Origin of the sequence: Mucilaginibacter sp. (assembly GCF_028288225.1) — a bacterium.
Lineage (GTDB): Bacteria > Bacteroidota > Bacteroidia > Sphingobacteriales > Sphingobacteriaceae > Mucilaginibacter.
In genome coordinates this window covers 33,861-57,910 of the sequence record NZ_JAQBOC010000057.1, presented here as the reverse complement: position 1 = coordinate 57,910, position 24,050 = coordinate 33,861, and the positions used below count along the sequence as shown (strand labels likewise).

Here is a 24,050-nt window from a genome sequence, read left to right as displayed (position 1 = left end):
GTTAAAGTAATTCGGGCTTGATCTTTTCAGTGAATTCTTTTGCGAATTTATATAATTTAGGTTGTATAACGGCCGCGCAATACGGGTTGCCCTGGTTATTAGCAAAGTAATTTTGATGATAATCTTCAGCCTTGTAAAACTCACTTGCAGGAGTAACTTCTGTTACAATAGGCCGGTCAAAAACTTTCTCATCAGTTAGTCTTTTATCATGGCCAGGGCCTTCTGTTTCTGATCATCGTTATGATAAAATATGGCCGAGCGGTATTGTGTGCCGACATCGCCACCCTGGCGATTTAAAGTTGTTGGATTGTGGGTTCTGAAAAATATAAGCAGCAGCTCATCAAATGATAATTCATCGGCGTCATACTCCAGCGGAATAACTTCCGCATGCCCGGTATCGCCATTGCAAACTTCTTTATAAGTAGGGTTTTTGGTATGGCCACCCATGTAGCCTGAAGCCAGGTTTTTTAACGCCTTTAAGTAAGGGTTTCGAATATTGCCTCTGTACACCAAAAGCAACCATTGCCAAATGTTATTTTTTCAATATTCATATTATTAATAACGAAGATAAGATTTGTTTGGTTTACAATAAATTGCCGGAGTTAAAAATGGCAGTTCGATTACTGTTTTATTGAATAAAGAAAGCACCCTCAGTAGATTACTAAAATATTTAATATACTTAATATTAGAAATGTTAATATGTTAATAAGTATCGACAAACAAAAAATCACAAATATGAATATTTGTAGTGATTGATATAATTATTGAGTAAACCCCCCGGTAAATACTGTTAATGAAAGAGTTATAAATTATAACCCGCTCGCATTTTATTAACATATTTTATCAACATGTAAAACTGTATTTTGAAAAAAATCCTATCAGCTATTTCTGTGCTGTTTTTTTTATTGATAAGTATTAACAGTGCATTTTCTCAAATGCCCAATTTTAGTTACAGCCCATCAACAAATATTTATACAGTTGGATCGGCCATTTCTTCGCTATCTCCAACAACTGTCACAGGGGGCGGTACAGTACCCGCTACAACCTTTAGTACAGTTAGTACGTTTGTACCCACCAGTTTTAATTTAAACGGGCCAAGGGGAATAACGTCAGACGGAAGCGGAAATTTATATGAAGCCGATTTTGGCGGGAATGCTATTTATAAGATCAGTTCAACCGGGGTGCCTACCCTCATAGCCGGGGGAACAAGCGGTTTTGCTAATAGTACGACAGGTACTTCCGCTAAATTCAAGAATCCATGGGGTATTGTTTATGACGGCGCAGGATCTTTATATGTAACGGATAATGGCAATCACAGGATTAGAAAAATAAGTACAACTGCACCTTATGCGGTAACTACGATAGCCGGTAATGGAACAGGTGCTGAAGTTGATAACACCACAGGAACCAACGCACAATTTAATAGCCCTTCAGGTATTGATTACGATGGTTCGGGCTTTTTATATGTGTGCGATTTTGCCGGGAATAAAATAAGAAAGATAAGCACTGCCGGGATTAACCCGGTAACCACTATAGCCGGAACAGGCGCAGCGGCGGAAACGGATAATACAACCGGAACGCTGGCCAAATTAAACGGGCCAGCCGGCATTGTTTATGATGGCTCAGGATTTTTATTTGTAAGTGATGCCATCGGAAACAAGATCAGAAAGATTAGTACAGCGGGTGCATTTCCTGTAACTACCTTTGCAGGGACCGGAACAGCAGGTTCGGCAGATGGCACCGGAACAACGGTAGCCACTTTTAGTGCTCCTTATGGTATAACCATGGATGCGTCGGGAAATTTAATTGTGGCTGATAATGCTACCAATCTTATAAGGAAAATTTCTCCGGCTGCAATTGTTACAACTTTGGCCGGAACAGGAGCATCGGCAGAGTTAGATGCAGTAGGCACCCTGGCTAAATTTGTTAACCCCTATGGTATTACTGCCGATAATTCAGGTAATGTATTTGTGGGCGATAATAACGCTGCAAGTTCAAACATCCGTAAAATTTTGCTTACAGGCTATACTATTAGCCCCGCATTACCTGCCACTTTAAATTTTGATGTTACAACCGGTATAATCACCGGCACTCCGGGTGTGCCATTTTCAGCAACCACTTTCACTATTACAGGCTATAATGCATCGGGTAGCTTTTCAACTGCGGTTACGCTTAGCGCAATACTTCTACCGCCCGCTATCAGCTATGCGCCATCAACAAACAGCTATGTGGTTAATACGGCTATCAGTACTTTATCCCCGATGAACACCGGAGGAGCAATAGGAACAATGAGCTACGGAACAGGTACTGTGATAGCCAGCGGAATAGGCGGAGCGGATGCAATGGCAATTGATGCGTCGGGAAATATTTATGTAACGGCTTACGACGTTGGTAAAATATTAAAATATAGCGCAAGCGGTACCTTCATCGGAACATTTGGAACAGGCGTAACCATGAGCCTGCCATCATCATTGGTTTTCGACTCGTCGGGCAATTGTTTTGTGCTTGATAAGGGAAACAAATGCGTATATGAATTTAATGCCAGCGGGGCATATCAATCCACCATAATCTCGTCATTAAACCAGGCATATGGTATAGCTATCGATGCCTCAAATTTTATTTACCTGGCCGATTATGGCGCAAATACCGTAAAAAAATACAATACAAGCGGCACCCTTCAATCTTTATCGGTATCAACAACAAACTTGAGCAATCCAAGCGGCGTGGCGGTTGACCAATCGGGAAATATATATGTTGCAAACTACACAAGCGGAAAGGTAGGCAAATATAACTCGACAGGTACTTTAATCACCGCAAATTTTATTACCGGACTAAGCGGCCCCTGGACAATTGCTATTGATGGCGCCGGGAATGTTTTTGTTGGTGATTCGGGTAACGGAATTGTAAAGGTTTATAATTCGGCAGGTACTTTGCTTACATCAATAAGCGGTTTTTCAGCATGTGACGGGCTCGTTCCGGATGCAGCAGGAAACCTGTATGTTTCTGATTATGGAAGCACTATGGAGAATTTTAAAAAATTTACGCCTGTAGGAGGCTATTTCATCAGCGATGTATTACCTGCCGGCTTAAGTTTTGACAATACTACAGGGAATTTTACAGGTACGCCAACAGCTTCTTTCGGCCCGGCTACCTATACTGTTACCGCATATAACGCAAGCGGCGTTGGCAGCACAAATGTAACGCTGTTAGCCGGTAAGCAAATTGCCTGGGCAGGTAATGCCAGCGCTGTTTGGGGAACTGCAGGAAATTGGAGCGGCGGAGTTGCGCCCGGGCCCTCAGACCAGGCCCTTATTGGCTCATCTACAGGTTTTGTTACCACCCCGGTTGTTTCAGCAAATACAAATGTTGGTGCAATTATAATGGGTACGCTTAATGGCAGCGCTCCGGCTATTTCGGTAAGCAGCGGAATTACCTTAGCCGTTGCCGGAGATATTACTTATAAGGCTGACGCACAATCATACCGGAATGTATTTTCTTCATTTACGGGCAGCGGCAACATAACAGCATTTAATTTAAATGTTTCATCAACTTATGTTGCATCGCCTTTTCCTTATATTTTTCTTATAAACTCATCTATAAACAGTCTTAAGCTTAACGGGAATCTTGCACTAACATCAAATTTTGCAACTATAGGCGGAACCCCCTATACCTTTAATTCAACATTTAATGTAACAGGGGGTACAACAACAGTTGCCGGTATTGTACAAACCACCAATACTGCAGGCAGTACTTCTACTATATCTGTTACTAACGGTACATTACAATTGGCCAACGCTGCCGCCTTATCGGGGTTATCATCACTAGGTACAAATTCAATATCATTTAATAACACCGGTTCAACCGTTGAATATTCAGGAGCGAACGCCCAAATGGTTTATACAGATGCAAGTATTACCGGTTTATCGTTAGGTGTTAGCTATCAGAACCTTAAATTTTCGGGCGGGGGTATTAAAACATTATTGTCAGGAAATTTAAATATTGCAGGCGATTTTACCAATACGCTTGCAAATGATGTAAGTAATTACGCTGATTTGAAAACTGCCACAGTAATTTTCAATGGAACAACACAAAACCTGGCAGGTGGATCAGCAAACGGTACAACATATTATAATGTAAATTTCAGCGGATCCGGCACAAAAAGTATGGCAAGCGGTAATTTTTCTGTTGCCAGTACCGGAATCCTGAAAATGGTAGGTTCAACAGCCACATTGGATGCGGGCGGGATATTAACACTAAAATCCGACGCTTCCAGTTCGGCGGCTGTAGATGTGATTCCATCGGGATCGCTCATAACAGGCCTTGTAAATGTTGAGCGCTATATAAGCGGTGGCGCATTAAAGTACCGTGGCTATCGTTTTTTATCCTCGCCGGTATATACAACAAAAGCAGGAAGTAATTATTATTTCGATTTAAGCTACCTTTCAGCCTACGCACCAATTACAGGTAGCCTTGGTACAGGTGGGGGAATGAGCAAATCAGGTAACCCTACTATATATTTATACCGCGATAATATTTCCTTTACTAATGGATCATACAACGGCGGGAACTTCAGGGGGGTTAATAAGATCAATAATTCAACGCTTTACAGTATTGGGGTGGACGGTGATGGAAATCATGACCTACATGTAGGTACAGGATTTTGGTTTTTTTACAGGGGAAACACAACTAATATTGCTACAAAATATCTATTAAATACCATTCCAGAGGCAAATGTTTTCGTATCAAAGGGGACATTAAACCAGCAAGCCGTAGCAGTTATAAACTGGTACACAGGTTTATCAACCCTTCAATGCACACCGATACCGGGCAACACCGGCTACGGTTATAATTTGGTCGGCAATCCTTATGCAAGCTCAATTGACTGGAACACTTTTAGCACAACCGACCCATCTGCAGGAATTTACGGACCACAAGTAAACAAAACTATTTATATTTATAACGAATCTACAAAGATCTATGGTACTTATGATGGCACTCTTGGAATTAATGGGGCTTCCCGCGTAATTCCTAGCGGCCAGGGGTTTTATGTAAAGGCGATAGATGCAACTGCTACGTTAGTTTTTAATGAGGCAGCCAAAACCAGCGCCCAGGTAGCAGGCCCAACACAGGCTACCGGGTCAACGTTGTTGTTAAGTACTAAGCCTGTTGCAAATAATACGCTTCGATACATGCGTTTAGACTTTGCAAAAGATACTGATAATGTAGAAGAAACAATTGTCCGTTTTGATGGTACTGCTAAAAATGAATATGTGCTTGATGAGGACTCAAGATATATGTCAGGAAGTGGTGCTGTAAGTTTTTCAAGTATTTCGTCAGATAATGTTAGCCTCGCAATAAACAGACTCCCATTACCAAAAAATAAGCAAACAGTAATAAAATTAAATATAAATGCAACTGCCGATGGTTTATATACTATAAATAAAACCGAGTTAAAAAGCGTGCCCGAATTGTATGAGATATGGTTAATGGACGCCTATAAAAAAGACTCATTAGATATAAAGCATAATTCAACTTATAAATTTGATGTATTAAAGAACGATACGAACAGCTATGGCTCAAACCGGTTCTCGTTAGTTATGCGTCAGAACCCGGCTTTAGCACTGCATTTATTAAATTTCACAGGCAGCAAGGAAACCAGCGGGGCCCAAATAGTATGGAAAACGGAAAATGAAGCAAACTATACTAATTTTACGGTTGAAAGAAGTACAGATAATGGTAAGACCTTTGATGTTTTAGGTGGGTTTGCATCAAACGGGCAGGCTATTTATAACCTCACTGATAAAAATCCGCTTGTAACCACAGATTGTTACCGCTTAAAACTAGAAGATTTGAATAGTACTATAACCTACTCAAAGGTAGTTGCACTTATGTATTCAAAATTAAGCAATACTATTGCAAGCAGTAATGTAAATATTTATCCTAATCCTACCAGGGGTAATATTAATGTTTCAATTAACCCAAGCACTTTATCGTTTGCGAACACCAGCGATTACTCATTTAATATTGTTATCACCGGCAGTAATGGTACAATTGTTAAAAAAGCCATATCATCACAACTTGAATGGCAGGATAATGTAGCCAGCCTGCTCCCCGGATCATACGTTGTGCAGATTGTTAATAACAAGGATAAAAGTGTTGTTGGAAAAACTAAATTCGTGAAATTATAGTCTTATAATCAACAGCTTAAGTTATTCTCCCGTGATTTTTGTTTTGTTAAACCCGGTAAGTTAGCTTATCCACTTTCGGTGGTGCTTTATAATTATTTGCCGCTGCCAACTCCCTATATTTTATATTATTTATCTCTTCGTTTTCAGCCTGGCCGGGGCTGTTTTTTTTTTCAAAAAAGTAGAACTAATTTTTTTTGTTTTCGTATAAAGGGTATAATTAACTATTAGTAAATATCCGGAGGATTAATAGTTAAATCTACTGGTAATTTAATCTATTGTTTGTGATGAAAAAACCTTATACATCCAATGTTATCTTCCTGAAATTTTTTTGTGCATTAGCTTTAATAATATTTCTAACCAATTACAGCACCGCCCAAACTGTAAATATAACTTCTCCCTCTGCAGATATTATTTTTACAATAGGCACGTCATTTACTGCAACAATTACAGAAAACCCTACCAGTAGTTATACCTTTCAAACAATGTCTTATTCGGTAGACGGCGGCGCTGCCGTTCCAGTAACAGTATCTGGTACTACCGGCACCGCAACCATTCCTACAACCGGGCTGTCATACGGCTCACATACGCTGGTGGTATCGGCCACATTTAAAAAAATCTCCAACAACATCCCCAAAACAGTGACCGATAATTTAACCTTTTTAGTAAAGCCCACCCAGCCTGATGTTACTACAGGTAGTTATGGCTTTAATATACCTATTACTTTAAAAATGTCAAATACCGGTATCGGTGCTGCTGCATCGTTAACAAGTTTTCCGGCTTTGGTTTATATACAAAGTGACTCGCTTAAGATCGGGAAGGTATGTGGCGATAAAGTTCAGTTCCCGACAGGTAACGGCGGCGGAGCCGCGGCGGGAACAAATTACGATTTTGCATTTACTGAAACCGGCAGCAATACCGAACTTTATTACCAGGTAGACACTTACGACTCAGCTAATGGTATTTTGCTGGCATGGGTACAGGTGCCTGCATTAACAAATACCGACAAAACGCTCACATTTTATTTTGGCTCGCAAAGCCCATCTCATTCCTCAGCCTTTTCAGCATCTACCTGGCCAAGTGATTATTTGGCCGTTTATCATTTTAGCGAAGGGGCGACCACCGCCACGGTATTGGATGCTACGCTTCATGGCAGGAACGCTGTACAGGCAAACACCACTGTAACAAACGACGAAATACACGTAGCTGCTGGCATACCGACAACCGGAGGTGCTTATGCATTTAACTCAACTAATAAAAGTAGCATTATTCAAAACACCGGAACATACCCTGATATTACAAACACTTTTACCATATCTGCCTGGGTAACCTATAACGGAACTGCAACGGCTGATAATAAGCTGGTGTCAGATCAGCTTAATTATGGCCATGGGTATAAATTGAGTGTACGAAACAGCCTGATTGAAACAGAAACAAGAACAACCTTAAATCCAAGCCCTGGTAACGTATATGATGCAGACTCGCTTGTGAACCCATCTACCTGGACGTATATACAGGGAGAATTTAATAGCACTAAATTTATTAACTATAAAAATGGAATGTTTGCCGGTACCGGCGCATTTAAAGCTGGTACTACTGGCACAAATGCACCTCCGGAAGCAGGTAATTATCTTACCATGGGCTTGGATCATGGAACAGGGGCGGCAAATGGAGGTTTTGATGATAATTGGTTTTTTAATGGTGTAATGGATGAGGTACGCATATCAAACATAGCCAAATCGGCAGATTGGGTATTGGCGGAGTATTATAATCAAAAAAATCCAAAGCTTTTTACAGTTTGCAATACGGTAGCTACCAATGTAAGCAATGCTCAAACCTTAAAGGCAGGAGCATTAATTTGCACCTGGAAAGGCGCCTCTGGCACTGACCTTACAACAGCTGCAAACTGGGATCTCGGTGCTCCTGATCTGTCAACCGGTAAAACCTCATTGGTAATCCCTGCTGTCGGTACAGGTATCTACCCCAAATTAGCCGCTTCAGCCAGTATATACGGACTTACCATTGCTGATGGGGCATCGTTAGATTTAAATGGCTACACCCTTAACGTAGGTTGTAATATTATTAATAAAGTAACAACCGGGGGGAAAGGTATTTTGGATGCCAGTATTTTATTAGCTATCACCTCGGGAAATAGTGCTAATTCGACGGGCACTATTAATTGGAATGGTATTGTAATGTCTCAGATTTACAAGTCAACTAACAATGTGCCTAACACTGCCGAATTAAGCAATATGACAGTTAGCAACACTAACTCGTCGCCGGGCGTTGTAACCATTACCGGCGGCCCGGTTGATATTTATAATACCTTAACCTTAACAAAAGGCAATTTGGTGATTGACAATACCGGAAATGGCGATCTGACATTAAAAAGCTCCTCAATATTAACAGCAAGCGTGGCAGCCATACCGGCATCGTATAACATAACGGGGCTTGTAAATGCTGAACGCTACATAAGCGGCGGCGCTTTCAAATACCGCGGCTACCGCTTTTTATCATCGCCGGTATATACTGCAACGGCAGGTTCCAATTATTATTTTGATTTAAAATACCTTTCCACGTATGCGCCAATAACCGGTTCGCTTGGCATAGGCGGCGGAATGAGCAAGGCAGGCAACCCCACCATTTATTTATACCGGGGGAATACTGAATTTACCAATGGATCATACAACGGCGGGAATTTCAGGGGGGTTAATAAGATCAATAACGTGCCGCTTTATACGGTGGGGGTTGACTACGACGGAAACTTTAATCTTTATGTAGGGACCGGCTTTTGGTTTTTTTACAGGGGCAACACCACTAATATCAATTCAAAGTACCTCGTAAATGCAATTCCTGAATCAAACGTTTTTGTATCAAGGGGGACTTTAAACCAACAAACCGTAACCTTTGTACACTGGTATACCAATGCCCCAAACTTACAATATACACCGGTAGCGAAAAATCCTGCAGCTTATGCAGGATACAATATGGTTGGCAACCCCTATGCCAGCTCCATTGACTGGGATACATTCAGTGCAACCACTTCAACAGCGGGTATTTACGGGCCTAAGGTAAAAAAGACAATATATATTTATAACGAAGCCACAAAAATATATGGCACCTATGATGGCACAATTGCCGTAAATGGCGCTTCCCATATAATTCCAAGCGGACAGGGCTTTTATGTACAGGCAATAGATGCAACCGCGCAGTTAATTTTTCATGAGTCGGCCAAAACAAGTGCACAGGTAACGGGGGCAAACTTATTATTGAGTAAAAGCCCGGTTAAAAGTGGCCCGGTGTTGCAATATGTACGTTTGGCAATGTCAAAAGATTCGGATAACGTGGAAGAAGCAGTTGTGCGGTTTGAAAACACAGCAAAAGATGAATTTGTGGTTGATGAAGACTCCCAGCATATGACAGGAACCGGGGGCGTAAATTTTTCAAGCTATACTTCAGACAACAGAACTGCTTCTATAAATGATATCCCTCTGCCAAAAAAGAGCCAGACAAAAATCAGGCTATACGTAAGTGCAACGACTGATGGTTTATATGCGATAAACAGGACCGAACTAAAAAATATCCCTAAGCGATATGAAATTTGGCTGAATGATGCTTATAAAAATGATTCGCTGGATTTAAAGCACAATGCCACTTACCAGTTCAATATTTTAAGGAGCGATACAAATAGCTGGGGTGCAAACAGGTTTAGCCTGGTGATCCGCCAAAACAAGGCATTGGGACTGCATTTATTAAATTTTGCAGCAACTAAAACAAGCAAAGGGGCTGAATTGACATGGAAAACCGAAAATGAAGAAAACTTAACCAACTTTACCATTGAACGGAGCACAGATAATGGTAAAACCTTTGATGTGGTTGGGGGCTTTATTTCAAGCAGCGAGGGCAGCTACAGCTTGCTTGACAAAAATCCGCCCGTTGCGACAGACCTGTACCGTTTAAAACTTGAAGATTTGAATGGTGTAATAACTTATTCGGACCTAATTTCGCTCAGGTATTCAACCTTAAGCGATAATATGGATAACAACGCGGTAAATATATACCCCAACCCGGCAGTGGGTACTATTAACGTAGCTATTGTTAAAAGTAGTTTTGCTGTTATAAAATCTTCAGCTCCATCATATAGCATAAAGATCACCAGCAGTACCGGCAAGGTCTTAAAAATCATTAAAACAACCCAGGATACCTGGCAGGATAATGTAAGTGGCTTGCTGCCGGGCACCTATGTTGTAGATGTCATTAATAACAATGATAATACAATGGTTGGAAAGGGGAAATTTGTTAAATTATAAACAATATTATCATAAAGCACTAATAGTAAGTTGTATTAAATATTTTACATGCAGGATATATAGTAAAAGTGTGGTTAGAAAATGTATTTTTGTAAGTGTAGTTCTAAAAATTAATGTTGTATGCGTGTAAGGATATTTTTTAGCACATTGTTATTGTTGTTTAATGCCGGGTTATTATTTGCACAGGATCCCGGAGCGCCTTGTGCAGGGCAGGATCCAGATCTCACGACTTGTCCTTTGGATACCTGGGTTATTTTTCTGGCATTTGTTGCTATTGTTTTTGCAGCAAGACATATTTATCGTAAACAGAAACAGTCATCTCCTAATCCCCGGAGCTGGTAAAAATAAAAGACCCGGATCTGATTTTGTTTTTAAGCATCATCCTATCCGGGTTTCAAATAAATATATTCTATTGCTTTATTTTAATTTGATCTGTTTAAAACCGCTATAGTAACCATATTACCTTGCAGCATATGATGGTGTTAGCTGTAACTGGTCAAGTAAGCCGTTTACAACTTTAGGCAAATCATCTATGTTTTTTTGCTGGTTTTTATGAACTTCGCCAACGCCAAATCCGCGCCATACAATACGACGGGTACGCGGGTCAATCAAATCAATAATTAAAGTACCTTCTTTAAAATGATCCTTTTCTGCATAAGTTGGGCCGCCATAGGCAAATGGTGCCCCATACGCGTAATAATATGGCCGGTACCAGCCACCCCATCCCCAGCCAAAGCCAAGCCCAAAACCGCCCCAGCCACCATAACCGCCCCAGCCGCCATAATAACCGCCCCATCCGCCATAATAAGGTGTATAATAGGTGGTTCTGGCGCCGCGGCCAACTGTGGTGGTATAGCTAACTATAAGGTCGGGGCTACGCTGGCTTAAACGCAGCCCTTTAGAAACCAGGGCGCTGGTAGCAGCATCCTTAATTTTAGCATCAGCCTCACTATTGGCCATTTTTTTATTACCGCTATTTGAAGGAGGCATCCATGCAAACGTGTGGTAACTGCTTAAATTGGTTTTGTTAATGGCGGCAGTATAATAATCGTAGCTTGTACATGCTGATAGCCCGGAAATCATCAAGGCAGTCAACGCTAAATAAATTGTTCTTTTCATGATATTAACACCCTTATATTCACTTAGACAAACGATTACGAAATGGTTTAATTGCTGAAAAAAATATTTCTAATTTAAATCTAATCCGTAATAAAATCACCTACTAATTTAAGGTTTTGTTTGTATGATTATGCTAGCAGATTGTAAACCTTTGGACGTTGCTGTAAAAGTTATGTTACCGGCTTTTTCCTTTGCCTGCACAATTGCCAGCGCCAGTCCATTAAATGCTTTTCGGTAGCCCGCCTTAAAAGAATCGTGACTAACCGGATCGCCATTATCAACACTTGTAATAAATGCCGCACCATTAATTTTAAAGTTTACCAGGTTGGCGGCATCAGGCACTAAGTTGCCATCTTTATCCAGTATTTTAACGGTAATAAATGACAGATCTTTGCCGTCAGCTTTTATATTTTTCCTGTCGGCTATAAGTTCAATTTTAGCAGGCTTACCGGCGGTATGAATTTCGCGGGTTAAAACTACCTTTCCATCTTTACGCGAAACAGCCTTAAGTGTGCCTGGTTCATACTTTAATCGCCACATTACATGCAGGTCATCACCGGTTTTCTTTTTAATACCTACCGATTTTCCATTTAGATATAGCTCCACCTCATCGGCGTGGTTATAGAACGCCCAAACGTCGACGGTTTTACCCGCTTCCCAGTTCCAGTGCGGCAAAATGTGCAGCACGGTTTTATCTGTCCATTCGCTTTGGTACATGTAATAAATATCCTTAGGGAACCCGGCCAGGTCAATAATGCCAAAGTATGAGCTCCGTGAAGGCCATGAGTAAGGCGTAGGTTCGCCAAGATAGTCGAAGCCTGTCCAGATGAACATCCCCGAAAGGAAATCATACTTTTTCATCACCTTCCAGGTAGCCTCATGAGTTGAGCCCCATGCAGGGCGTACATTGTCATAGGCCGAAACGCTATTGTCAGGGTTGCCTTCGGTAAACGGTTTATCCCATCTTGCAGGCCAGATCCGGATACTGTCAGAAGGCATATCATAATGCCCGCGGGTTTCTAAACCTGATGTGGTTTCAGTAGCGATGAATTTTTTGCCTGGGTACCTGTCATGAAATTTAGCATAATCAAATTCATGATAATTATAGCCTATCAGGTCAATCGCGCCTGATTTAATGATCTTGTTAGTGGTATCCGGACGATCATTAGCGGTAGTAATAGGGCGTGTCTTATCCAGGCTATGTACAATGCCGGCCAGTTCAGGTGCAATGCGCAATGCGCTGGTATCTCCTTGCTGCGGGATCTCATTACCTATGCTCCAGATCATAACGCTTGGATGGTTACGGTCGCGCAGGATTTGGTCTTCAAGATCGCGTTTGTGCCATTCTTTAAAATATAAATGATAATCAAACTTTGCTTTTTTCCATTCCCAGCAATCAAAGGCCTCGTCCATTACAATAAAGCCCATTTTATCGCAAAGGTCAAGCAGTTCAGGAGCAGGCGGGTTATGTGAGGTGCGAATGCCATTGCAGCCCATAGCCTTTAACATTTGCAGCTGGCGTTCTAATGCGCGGGTATTAATCGCGGCGCCTAATGAGCCCAGGTCATGGTGATCACATACACCTAATATTTTCATCGGCTTGCCATTTAGTGAGAAGCCTTTATCTGCATCGAAATTGAAATAGCGGATACCGAGAGTAGTGATATACACATCTGCAATTTTATTATTTGCCATTACCGTAGTAACTACTTTATATAAATAAAGACGCTCAACAGACCACAATGAAGGATTTTTTACAGTGAGGTTTTGGTTTGAGCTGACGATCGTATCCTTTAAAGTGGCTTTGGAGATAATGTCACCATATTCAGAAACCTGTTTGCCTGCAGCATCATAAATAACAGTTTTTATAGTAATTGCCGATGACTCAGCATCGTTTTTAACCCTGACTTTTAAATTAACCACGGCTGACTTTGTACTTACATCTGTAGTAGTAACATAAGTTCCCCAATGATCTATCGCTACCCTATTAGTTGTAACCAGCCAAACGTTACGGTAAATGCCTGAACCCGAATACCAGCGCGAATTTGGCTGAACAGAATTATCAACCTTAACTGCTATGGTGTTTTTGCCGCCGAAGTTTAGGTATGGTGTAAGCTCGTACCTGAATGAGATATAGCCATTGGGCCTGAAACCAAGGTGGTGCCCGTTGATCCAAACATCGCTTTTTTGATATACGCCATCAAAATCAATATAAACCAGCTTGTTTTTTGAAGCCGCGGGAACGGTGAATGTTTTGCGGTACCAGCCTATGCCGCCGGGTAATGCACCGCCTTCGGGCGAGGCAGGGTTATCCTTACTGAATTTTCCTTCAATGCTCCAGTCGTGCGGCAGGTTAAGCAGGCGCCAGTTGGCATCTTTTACGCTTGCTTTTTCGCCATCATTAACATCCCCTAAATGAAAATGCCAGCCTTTATCAAAATCGGCAACGGAGCGGGCCTGCTGGGCGAAGCCGTTTAAAGATGTCAGCAGAAAAAAAAGTAAAGCAAACAGGCTTGTAGCCTTTGAAATAAAGGTTTTATAATTCATCATAACGGGTATTTTAGGCAATAACTGTAAAATCGACACTAATTTATAAATTATTAGAATACAATGGTTAATTCATTTTTTTATTTTAAAGGAGACATGAACACATTAATCATTCATCCCGCGGATAAAAAACAATTAGCCGCTTTAAAAGGCTTAATGAAAGCTTTTAAAATCCCATTTGAAGTAGTTGAGTCCGCTTATGATCCTGAATTTGTTGCTAAAATAAAGGAAAGCCGGGAACAAGTTAAAAGGGGAGAAACCAGGGTTGTTTCAGAATTGGATATAAAGAATATTTTTATCGATAAAATTGAAAAGGGCCTTAAAGATGTTGAAGAAGGTAAAGTGTTTGATTTTAAAGAAGCAAAGCAAAAGTTTTTCAAATAAGGAAACCGCTTTTAATATCGTTTAAACTCACATATTGGGCTAACCCATTAGTTTCCTGTTGAAGCATATTATCAATCATCTTTTTATATTCATCACTTAACTCAAGTTTTAAATGGTGCTGGTGTACCAAATCTTCATATTCATTTATCGGGATTATTACCGCTGTTTTTTCTCCCTTGCTGTTGGTAATAAATTGAGTGCTCATATTCAAATTTAACAATTGTAATATTAAGTTTTATCGTAAAATTTTCGCAAATCTGTTTCACCCGCCAAACTTTACAACCTTTCAACTTTCCAACATTACAACAAACCAACAAATTCGTATTTTTGCAGTATGGATACTGATGCTGTTAAATTGCTGCAAGGCCGTTATTGTAATTCGCTAACCGAATATTCGCGGTTTGTAACCCGCGAAGTGTTTATTGGCGATGTGCCTATGGGCGGCAATAACCCAATCCGGATTCAAAGCATGACCACCACCGATACCATGGATACCATTGGTACCGTTGAGCAATCAATTAGAATGGTTGATGCCGGCTGCGAATATGTGCGCATTACTGCACCTAGTATTAAAGAAGCAAAAAACCTGGCCGAAATAAAAAAACAGCTGCGGATGCGGGGCTACAATGTGCCTTTGGTGGCCGATATCCACTTTACACCTAACGCCGCTGAAGTTGCTGCCAGGATAGTTGAAAAAGTAAGGGTTAACCCCGGCAACTATGCCGATAAAAAGAAATTCGACCAGATAGATTATACCGATGCCGGGTACCAGGGCGAGCTGGAGCGCATCTACCAAAAGTTTGCACCGCTGGTAAATATCTGTAAAGAGTATGGCACTGCAATGCGAATAGGCACCAACCATGGCTCGCTGAGCGACAGGATAATGAGCCGTTATGGTGATACCCCACAAGGCATGGTTGAAAGTGCAATGGAGTTTATGCGGATCTGCGAAACGCTGAATTATTATAATTTGGTGATCTCCATGAAATCAAGCAATCCGCAGGTGATGGTGCAAGCTTACCGCCTGCTGGTTGAAACCATGGTTGCTGAAGGTATGAACTATCCGCTGCACCTTGGCGTAACCGAAGCCGGAGATGGTGAGGATGGCCGGATAAAATCTGCCGTTGGCATCGGCACCTTGCTGGAAGACGGCCTGGGCGATACAGTACGCGTATCCTTAACCGAAGAACCGGAAGCAGAAGCACCTGTCGCTATTGCGCTTGTAGAACGCTATTCAAGTCGTAAGTCTTTAGTCGAAAGTCTGACGTCTGAAAATTCAAATAAGACTCAAGACTTAAGACTCAGGACTCAAGACTTCCATCACAACCCCTACGAATACAAACGCCGCCATACCTATGAGGCTAATGCCTTTATTGGCGGGCATATGGTACCGAGGGTGGTGGTTGATCTGTCTAAAAAAAATCTGAAAGATCCTGCTATATTGGGTGATGCAGGTTACCTGTATTCGGCATTGCTGGATAAATATAATATGGCCGAGCAGTCGGTTGATTTTGTTTATTTTGCTGATGAGCTGCCATCATTTACGCTGCCGGGCAACTTAAAACAGCTGTACAATTATAAAACATGGCAAAAGCTGGCTGATAAAACCATGTGCCATCCTTTATTTACCTTAAAGGAATATATCGAAGCCGATGACCGTTCATCAACCTTAAACCTGGTAAAAGTAAAACCTGCCGATATTGATTCGGATTTGTTTGGTGCTTTGCCTTTTGATCAGTCATTAGTATTTGTGCTGGAAACCGACTCTTTATTGGGGATGACAGACCAACGGTCATTTTTCTTCAAATTGGAAGAATTGGGCGTTGATGTTCCGGTAATAGTTAAAAGAAGTTATCCGGAGGAGAGTCAAAAAGACCATGGTCCATGGTCTATGGTCCATGGACAAGAGGAATTAACTACCCTGCTTCAACTCTACGCCGCTACTGACCTGGGCGCTTTATTGGTTGATGGTTTTGGCGATGGCGTATGGATTGATGCGCCGGAGATCGGCACAAAAACTATTACCTCAACTGCGTTTGGTATTTTGCAGGCTACCCGCTCACGCATCTCCAAAACAGAATACATCTCGTGCCCAAGCTGTGGACGTACTTTGTTCGACCTGATGATCACCACGCAAATGATCCGTAGCCGTACAAGTCACCTTAAAGGCCTGAAGATCGGCATTATGGGCTGTATTGTAAACGGTCCCGGTGAAATGGCCGATGCTGATTATGGTTATGTGGGTTCGGGCACTGATAAAGTTACACTATATCGTGGCAAGGAAGCTGTAAAGAAAAACATCAGTTCGGCTAATGCACTTGATGAATTGATAGGAATTATTAAAGAAGACGGCAATTGGGTTGAGCAGGAATAATCCCGGATTTATAGCCTTATATGAGCAACAAAACTACTGTTTCAACTATCCCATCAACTGTTAAATGGCACCTGGCGGCTGCCGGTATGGTCAACACTAATTTTGGAATTGTTAGCGATGAATGGAGCCAGGATGATTTTGCTGTATTAGGCAATGTAAAAGGTTTAAAACATGGCTTGCCTGTAAAAACAGATTATTACTCGGTAATTTTATGCCTTAGCGGGAGCTGTAAAAAAACAATCGGTCATTTTGTATTTGAGGTTTATCCAAACTCTGTTCACCTGGTTACTCCGGATTTTATTACTTCATTTGAAGATGCCTCTGATGATTTGGTTTTATACCAGGTGCTGTTTAAAAAGGAATTTTTGACCGGCAATTTTTTAAAAGAAAACGTGCTGGATAACCTGTTAGAGGTAAACCCTGATTATCCGCCCATTTATGGCCTTTCAGTAAAAGGATTTACTTCCTTAAAAGCGCTCTATGAAAAAATAAGCTTCGAAAGCCGGGAAAAAGGCGCTTTTCATTTACAGATCCTGCGCTTGCTGGTAACGGACCTGCTTTATGAAATGAACCGTGCCTGCGAAAGCTGTTTGCTGAATTCCACCCGGCACCTCAGCAAGCAATACCAGTTAGTTTACAAATTTAAAAAATTAGTAGAACAGCAATTTCTAACCCTTAAAACGGTACAGGAATATGCCGACGAGCTATTTATATCTGCTAAGTATTTAACTGAAATAGTGAAGGGTGAAACCGGGCAAAACGCCTTGCATATAATCCATAATCGCATGTACCTTGAGGCGCAGTACCTGTTATCATCATCAGGTCTTAGCATTAAAGAGGTTGCCGAGCGGCTTAACTTTGACAATAGCTCGCATTTCAGCCGTTTCTTTAAACGTTTTGCAGGTAATAACCCTTCAGATTTTAAGCTGCTGCAATAAAATCCCACCCATTTATCTTTTAAAAATTCTTGTTATGACTATTGCCTGACGGTAAAAACCGCCTTTAGGAAAAATTGGTTGTTAAAACCGATTTATTGAGATTGATGCGCCCTGCTATACCCGGTACTTTTGGCCCGTCAATTAAAAATAACGAGCATGAAAAAGCCGGACTTAGACATCATAAAAAGCAGGTTACTTCAAATTTACTGGGGAACTTATCAAATCTTAACAATCATTTACAGATGATCTTTTAGGATCGCCTTAAATTCAATTTTATATTATAACAAATACAAATCATGAAAACTTCCGTAAAATTAAGTGTTATAGCACTTTCATTATTATCTATTCTTTCGTTAACTGTTAAAGCACAGGATACCACACCGGTAACACCGGCAACTACTACTTATGGTTCTGGCATCAGGCTAAGTGCAGGTGTTGAAACCGGCTTACCTGTTGGTAAATTAAACAACAATTACAACTGGAGCTTAGGCGGCTCATTACAGGCAGACTTCCCGATCCTTAAAGATCAGTTATATGCTACTTTAAACGCCGGTTTCAATAACATTTATGCTGATAACAGCACATCAGCGCCTGATATTCAGCTAATCCCTGTTAAGGCTGGTTTAAAGTATTTTCTTGTTAAAAACATCTACGTGCAAGGCGAGGCAGGTGCCGCATTCATCGCCAATAAATCAGACCTTGGGGTATCCAAATCAGCCGTATTTGTTTATGCGCCGCAGGCAGGCGTACTGTTTAATGTAGGCGGTAAAAATTACATTGATGCAGGTGTAAGGTATGAAAGCAACGGCGATTTTTATACCAATGGTAACACCAGTAACTTTATTGGTTTAAGGGTTGCTTACGCGTTCAGCTTATAATTAATACAAAACCAACAGCCGTTTCCCGGCTTCGCTATATTGACAAATAAAAAGGGGCAGACTTTTAACGGGGTCTGCCTCTTTTGCGTTAGGATGATTCATATCATTTCAGTCAACCGGCGTAAAATCAGCAAACATGTTACCAGTTTCACTCAAACTATTCAGCGGGACATAATCGCAAACTTCAGCATACTCTGCCCACATTTGGTGGACTGCCGGGTTTGAATGCGCCTGCTGAATAGCATCTGCCGAGAGCCATTCAAAAACTTCGATAATAGTTCCATCAGCCGTTTCCATAATTACAGCTTTGCGGTCTGTTACCAATCCTTCTTTTTTAAGGCGTGGTACATGGGTTTTGGTAAGCTCCTTTAATGCTTCGGCCTTGCCTGGTTTGGGTTTGTAGGCTACTATTACTATACGTCCCATAAAATAATATTTTAAGCAATTTACAATTTTTAAAACTCTTATCGTGCTTAATTGGTTTGGCTATTAAATAGTTATATCATGGCAAAGAACGTAGCCGATCAGCTAGTTGAGCGAAAATGATGTGCAGATGTGCAGATTTCGGATGTGCGGATATGCAGATGAGCGAGAATGATGTGCAAATGTGCGAATGATGGGAAATGTGTCCATATTTTTTAACCGTTCCCCTAAATTTTTCATCCGCACATTTGCACATCCGAAATCCGCACATCCACTAATACTCCAGCCACTTGTTCAGCTTCAAATTAAGCCTGTTGCCTTCGGTGTATTTACCGAATTGCTCATTAAGCACACGGATGGTCACACCTTTGTTTTCCATTATCAGGTCCTCATAGCAGCCTTTGAACAGCACCTGCTTTACTTCCCAATTGTTGCTGGTCCAGGTTTTAACGGTATGCACCCACTCGGGATAAATAACCACATGGTCTGATTTTGTTTTCAGTCCGCAAATGCGGGCCTCGGCGCTGGTTAACACGGTGCAATTGGTAAGCAGCTGTGCGGTGTATAAATATTTTGGATTTTGATAAAGCGCTTTTGGATTGCCTGATTCTAATATTCCGCCGTCCTTCAAAACGATCAGCTCATCGGCCATTGACAGTACTTCGGCAGGGTCATGAGATACGATGATCACTGTTAATCCAGTCTCCTTAACAATCCGCCTGATATCCCGCTGTAAGCCCTCGCGAAACGAAGTATCCACCTGGTTAAAGGGTTCATCCAGCAAAAGTACCTGCGGATCGGTTATCAGGGCCCTGGCAATGGCAATCCGCTGTTTTTCGCCGCCGCTTAGCTCAGCCACCTTTTTATCGGCAAGATGGGCCATTTTTAGCTGGGTAAGCATTTGTTCGGTTTTCTGCTGCTTTGCTTTCAGATCGGTGCTGGGCAGCATAATGGCTACGTTATCCCATGCTTTGGCAAATATGTTTAGGTCGTCAGTTTGCTGGGTAACCATTTTCATGGCATCATGCCCCGGGATCAGCTTTTCTTCGGGCCCCCAGATCCTGTCGCCCTTAAAAAGCACCTCGCCATTATCAGGCGATAACAAACCATAAAGCAGGCGCAATAAAGTGCTTTTCCCGCTGCCGCTTTCGCCAATTATAGCGGTTATCTGCCCCGGTGTAATTTTTAAGTTGATTTTTTTTACCCCCGAACCCTGCTCACCGGGATAAATCTTGCTTACTGAAATTGCCTGTAAAAACGGTGCCTCTGCCATCGGGTAAAGATACGTTGTTTAATTTTTGTTGGAAGGTTGTAAAGTTGAAATGTTGTAAGGTTGGGTTGTTGTAAGTTGAAAGGTTGTAAAGTTGAAATGTTGTAAGGTTGGGTTGGTTAAACGGATGTAAAAAGTTGTAGTGGTTGTAGTTGTTGTAAGAGTTTTGTTGTTTGGATGGATGTCTGTTTTTTTTGTAAATGTTGTAATGGGGGATTACAGGTGTTACAGGAAATACAGCAGTTCAACCAATCCTCACCCACATCGTCATTGCGAGGCTGGTTGCTTGCAACCTGCTTCGAAGCAATCTCTACGCCATTTATGCACGGGAGTTAAAAGCTTTGTGGTTACCAATAAAGCGGCTGCAAGGTCACCATCAGTATAAAGGTTCATTGATCGTCCTGTGAAGAGGTTGCTTCGTTCCTCGCAATGACGTGATGGAGAGCATTTTATGAAGATGTCTGTATTTTTTGTAAATGTTGTATTGGGGTATTACAAGTGTTACAGGAAATACAGCAGGCACCCTGTACATAAAAGCACAAAAAAGAAAAGCCCGGATTTAAACCTGGGCTTCTAATTGTTTGGCTATAAACAGATCATATTCCATCTGCAAGCCTAACCAGTAATGGGAACTGATTCCTAAGATCTTTTCGAGTTTAACAGCCAAACGGGCTGATATATTTCTTTTACCTGCAAAGATCTCGCTCAAATGATGAGGCAGTATGTCAAGCGACTTTGCTATATCCTTTTTTAGAATGTCCCTTGCTTCAATTTCTTCCTGCAAAAACTCGCCCGGATGAAATGCCTCTATTTCAATTTCGTTACCATTATGATCTAATACTTCGTTATTATTCATAAAAGGTTAAATAAAGCCCTTCTGGGGCTATAACATTAAGAGTAATGGTTGCTGATCTCTTCAATGCAGATCAATATCAAATTTATTAAAAATGCTGCTCCAATTTATAAAGGCTTGTATTTTTTGTAAATGTTGTATTGGGGGATTACAAGTGTTACAGGAAATACAGTTAAGTAACCAATCTTTCCCCAATCGGCATTGCAGTTCACCAGGTCAGTAGTGAAAAGTGAGGGAATTTAAATGATACAGAATTAATTGTATATTGCATCAAACCTTTTCATATGCCAAAAGAGCCTGCCGATAAAGACCAAGCAGTAAGTTTCTTCAAACAGCGATTTAAACAGACTATTGCTACCCATAAGGAAGTTATAGATAAGTATAAGGAAGGATTTCCTTTAGCCAGTAAATTAAATAAAAAATTCCCTATTTTTTTTGATGCAAATATCCTGCTTCGTTTATATAGCATCTCTTTTAAGGCGCGAGCTGAAATGAAAGCCTTATTCGAAAAACATGCCTCTGAAATAATTTTAACAAGTCAAGTTCAATGGGAATATGTGAAGAATAGAGAAAATCTAATAAATAAATTCTTTAGGGATGTCACTAACAAAATTCCTGATGCGTTTACTTCTGAAATAATTAATAGCACGAATAGGTTTATTGATTCGCATAAAATAGTACTGGGGGACTACCCAAAAATTGAAAAAAGCCTGTCAAAGTTAAAAGAGTCAGCGGACGAGATATTGGTAGAAATTAATAAGGAAATTGAAAAAACGAAAGAGTTAAAGAGGAAGACGACATTCGATGATGATTTTTTGAATCTTTTTAGTAGCGTTAAACTATTAGATAAATTAACGGATGATCAAATCAAAACTATTAAAGAGGAATATAAACAATCGTTCGATAATTTTGATAAGGGAGAGTTAGAAAAAGATTCACATAAAGTATTTCCTGGTGCTTGTGAAAATAAAGAAAAGGAAGATGATCCGTATGGTGATTATATAATTTTTCACGAAATTATGGAATATTCAAAACTCAATAAGGTAGACGCTATTTTTTTAACTTATGATACGACCAAAGGCGATTGGCTAAAAAAGGATGGTTCGGCCATCATTCATTATGTGGAGAATTTCTACTTAAATACCGGTCAGCTGATTTACATTTTAAATGCGGAAAGATTATTTGAGCAACTTTTAAAGACATCCATAGAGTCACTAATCACAAATGCGACTATTAAAGCTACTAGACTTCTATCTTCAAATACTCTAGAAAACTATTTATTAAATAGCAAATGGCTCATTCCATTTGAACAAGCTTTCGTAAAAGATCATTTCATTAAAGAACTGTATTTAAATGAAATCAATGATATACAAATTATTAACGAGATGTTTGAAAATTCATTTGAAGATTTAGGTGTTTTTTTTGGATTTATTAAAAAGCATAGAAGAGTAAACAAGCTCGGTGCATTAAGAGCTTTTTTCCTTTTAAATGACAAGAATTATCAAATGTTTGATAGTGACTTCCAAAAAATTACTAATACTGAATTGAATGACGTGGTAGAAAGATATAAAGCTTCATCAATTTAACTTTGCGATATTATATATAGCAAGAAAATTTTGACTATCGCTGTATTTTCACCCCCTCCCCACCAAATCACCTAAATCCAACCCTTTCTTTTTTTCATCATCATTAGCAAACTGTTCCAACGCTGCAAAAACCTTAAAGGTGGTGCCGGGTAATTGCAGTTGCAGTTGTTGGGCCTTTGCTTTCCATTTGTCGTAAGCCAGCAGATCGGGGAAGAGCAGCACCTGGCGGTATTGCAGTACTTTGCAGATGCGCTCATTCAAATTATTCAGACTGCCGGCTGCAAGCCACACAAAGCCAGGTAGCATGGCGCTGGCCATTATGGCGGTTTTTTCGCTCTCCACTATTGCTACTATGGCCTCCGGGTTTTCAGCCAGCAGGTGTTCGCCAAAGAGGCATTGTTGGAGGTGGAAGTCGTTTGGTCCATGGTCCATGGTCGATGGTCCATGGACTAAGCTATCGGACTTGCGCAGCAAAGAATGCACCCAGGTAATATGATTAAAAGGCTCCTTCACCCGCTTGCCGGTTTGGCGGTTGTACAGCATGATTTTGCCGGTGCGGACTTTGCCGGTTATATCTATCTGCCAAAAAATGGTAGCTCCCGGCCAATGGCTGCTGTTGCCTATGCGGTAACTGGCTACAAGATCATGTGCCACATCAAGCCCAAATAAGGTTATTAAATATTGTACAAAGTTATTATCATTATAGTCTATAGTCTCAAGGGTTGTGTTTACGGTGTCGGGGTGGATGTGGGAAGGACCATAGTCCATGGTCGATGGTCCATGGTTAGGGTTGCGGTTTAGCAGGTTATTATTTTTAATGATATTACCTATCAGATAAGGATTATTATTAAGTCCATTATCGTTGGTTGATTGCACTTTCCCATCCATGGACCATGGACTATCGACTATGGACTTCTTCTCCTTCCTCCCCAGCCACAGATCAGCATCCTTGCTAAAATCATAGCCGTTATTTTTCATCGACCCAAAATGGTCCGACGGTTTAACATGATAGCCGCAATTGTTCTCGCGACTGCACCGGCCTACATGGTCGGCAATGGGTTGGAGGGTTTCCGTATCAATATAACGGGTAAATACTTTGTGCCGGTGGCATTGCGGACAGGTGTAGCGGCTCCACATGCCGCTGTAGGGTTGCAGGGTGTATTTCATTTGGGAAATTGAATAA

15 protein-coding genes and 1 pseudogene are annotated in these 24,050 nt (G+C 41.0%); 8 read left to right on the top strand and 8 right to left on the bottom strand.

What is annotated here, in order from left to right:
* Nucleotide 1: 1 nt before the first annotated feature.
* A pseudogene (gene msrA, locus JWQ54_RS17295) lies at nt 2-447 on the bottom strand (peptide-methionine (S)-S-oxide reductase MsrA).
* 416 nt (nt 448-863) lie between these two features.
* Here msrA and JWQ54_RS17290 point away from each other — a divergent pair.
* From JWQ54_RS17290 to JWQ54_RS17280, 3 genes are all read left to right on the top strand, one after another.
* Nucleotides 864-6,188 carry a putative Ig domain-containing protein gene (locus tag JWQ54_RS17290; protein ID WP_299587226.1) on the top strand — a complete coding sequence of 1,775 codons (5,325 nt, stop codon included), beginning with the start codon at nt 864-866 and terminating at the stop codon, nt 6,186-6,188.
* A gap of 284 nt (nt 6,189-6,472) precedes the next feature.
* On the top strand, nt 6,473-10,495 hold the full coding sequence (locus tag JWQ54_RS17285; RefSeq protein WP_299587224.1) for a LamG-like jellyroll fold domain-containing protein: 4,023 nt from the start codon (nt 6,473-6,475) through the stop codon (nt 10,493-10,495).
* Nucleotides 10,496-10,615: 120 nt separating this feature from the next.
* On the top strand, nt 10,616-10,837 hold the full coding sequence (locus tag JWQ54_RS17280; RefSeq protein WP_299587221.1) for a hypothetical protein: 222 nt from the start codon (nt 10,616-10,618) through the stop codon (nt 10,835-10,837).
* 117 nt (nt 10,838-10,954) lie between these two features.
* Here JWQ54_RS17280 and JWQ54_RS17275 read toward each other — a convergent pair whose 3' ends face one another.
* Together JWQ54_RS17275 and galB are read right to left on the bottom strand one after the other, a co-directional pair.
* Nucleotides 10,955-11,614, bottom strand: coding sequence for a DUF4136 domain-containing protein (locus tag JWQ54_RS17275; RefSeq protein ID WP_299587218.1), 660 nt, complete (start codon nt 11,612-11,614; stop codon nt 10,955-10,957).
* A 108-nt stretch (nt 11,615-11,722) separates the two neighbouring features.
* Nucleotides 11,723-14,164 carry a beta-galactosidase GalB gene (gene galB, locus JWQ54_RS17270; protein WP_299587215.1) on the bottom strand — a complete coding sequence of 814 codons (2,442 nt, stop codon included), beginning with the start codon at nt 14,162-14,164 and terminating at the stop codon, nt 11,723-11,725.
* A 93-nt stretch (nt 14,165-14,257) separates the two neighbouring features.
* Here galB and JWQ54_RS17265 point away from each other — a divergent pair, with 93 nt between their 5' ends.
* Nucleotides 14,258-14,545, top strand: coding sequence for a DUF2683 family protein (locus tag JWQ54_RS17265; protein ID WP_299587212.1), 288 nt, complete (start codon nt 14,258-14,260; stop codon nt 14,543-14,545).
* Here JWQ54_RS17265 and JWQ54_RS17260 read toward each other — a convergent pair.
* Nucleotides 14,538-14,750: a hypothetical protein gene (locus tag JWQ54_RS17260; RefSeq protein ID WP_299587209.1), complete on the bottom strand. Its 213-nt coding sequence runs from the start codon at nt 14,748-14,750 to the stop codon at nt 14,538-14,540. The two genes, JWQ54_RS17265 and JWQ54_RS17260, sit on opposite strands and share 8 nt — an antisense overlap.
* Before the next feature lie 129 nt (nt 14,751-14,879).
* Between JWQ54_RS17260 and ispG the strand changes: the two genes are divergently transcribed.
* The 3 genes from ispG to JWQ54_RS17245 all read left to right on the top strand — a co-directional run bounded on the left by ispG (nt 14,880) and on the right by JWQ54_RS17245 (nt 18,735).
* Nucleotides 14,880-16,919 carry a (E)-4-hydroxy-3-methylbut-2-enyl-diphosphate synthase gene (gene ispG, locus JWQ54_RS17255; protein ID WP_299587206.1) on the top strand — a complete coding sequence of 680 codons (2,040 nt, stop codon included), beginning with the start codon at nt 14,880-14,882 and terminating at the stop codon, nt 16,917-16,919.
* Between the two features lie 20 nt (nt 16,920-16,939).
* Complete coding sequence (locus tag JWQ54_RS17250; RefSeq protein WP_299587204.1) at nt 16,940-17,857, top strand: AraC family transcriptional regulator; 918 nt, start codon at nt 16,940-16,942, stop codon at nt 17,855-17,857.
* Nucleotides 17,858-18,153: 296 nt separating this feature from the next.
* Nucleotides 18,154-18,735: a hypothetical protein gene (locus JWQ54_RS17245; protein WP_299587201.1), complete on the top strand. Its 582-nt coding sequence runs from the start codon at nt 18,154-18,156 to the stop codon at nt 18,733-18,735.
* 108 nt (nt 18,736-18,843) lie between these two features.
* Here the strand turns inward: JWQ54_RS17245 and JWQ54_RS17240 are convergent, their stop codons facing one another.
* The 3 genes from JWQ54_RS17240 to JWQ54_RS17230 all read right to left on the bottom strand — a co-directional run bounded on the left by JWQ54_RS17240 (nt 18,844) and on the right by JWQ54_RS17230 (nt 21,284).
* The gene (locus tag JWQ54_RS17240; protein WP_299587200.1) at nt 18,844-19,161 is read right to left on the bottom strand and encodes a hypothetical protein; all 318 of its coding nucleotides are present in this window, start codon (nt 19,159-19,161) and stop codon (nt 18,844-18,846) included.
* Between the two features lie 271 nt (nt 19,162-19,432).
* Nucleotides 19,433-20,431, bottom strand: a complete 999-nt coding sequence (locus JWQ54_RS17235) for an ABC transporter ATP-binding protein (RefSeq protein WP_299587199.1) — start codon at nt 20,429-20,431, stop codon at nt 19,433-19,435.
* Between the two features lie 556 nt (nt 20,432-20,987).
* Complete coding sequence (locus JWQ54_RS17230; RefSeq protein WP_299587198.1) at nt 20,988-21,284, bottom strand: HigA family addiction module antitoxin; 297 nt, start codon at nt 21,282-21,284, stop codon at nt 20,988-20,990.
* 281 nt (nt 21,285-21,565) lie between these two features.
* Here JWQ54_RS17230 and JWQ54_RS17225 point away from each other — a divergent pair, with 281 nt between their 5' ends.
* The gene (locus JWQ54_RS17225) at nt 21,566-22,867 is read left to right on the top strand and encodes a PIN-like domain-containing protein (protein WP_299587197.1); all 1,302 of its coding nucleotides are present in this window, start codon (nt 21,566-21,568) and stop codon (nt 22,865-22,867) included.
* Between the two features lie 48 nt (nt 22,868-22,915).
* Here JWQ54_RS17225 and JWQ54_RS17220 read toward each other — a convergent pair whose 3' ends face one another.
* The gene (locus JWQ54_RS17220) at nt 22,916-24,034 is read right to left on the bottom strand and encodes a DUF6371 domain-containing protein (RefSeq protein WP_299587196.1); all 1,119 of its coding nucleotides are present in this window, start codon (nt 24,032-24,034) and stop codon (nt 22,916-22,918) included.
* Nucleotides 24,035-24,050: the final 16 nt, after the last annotated feature.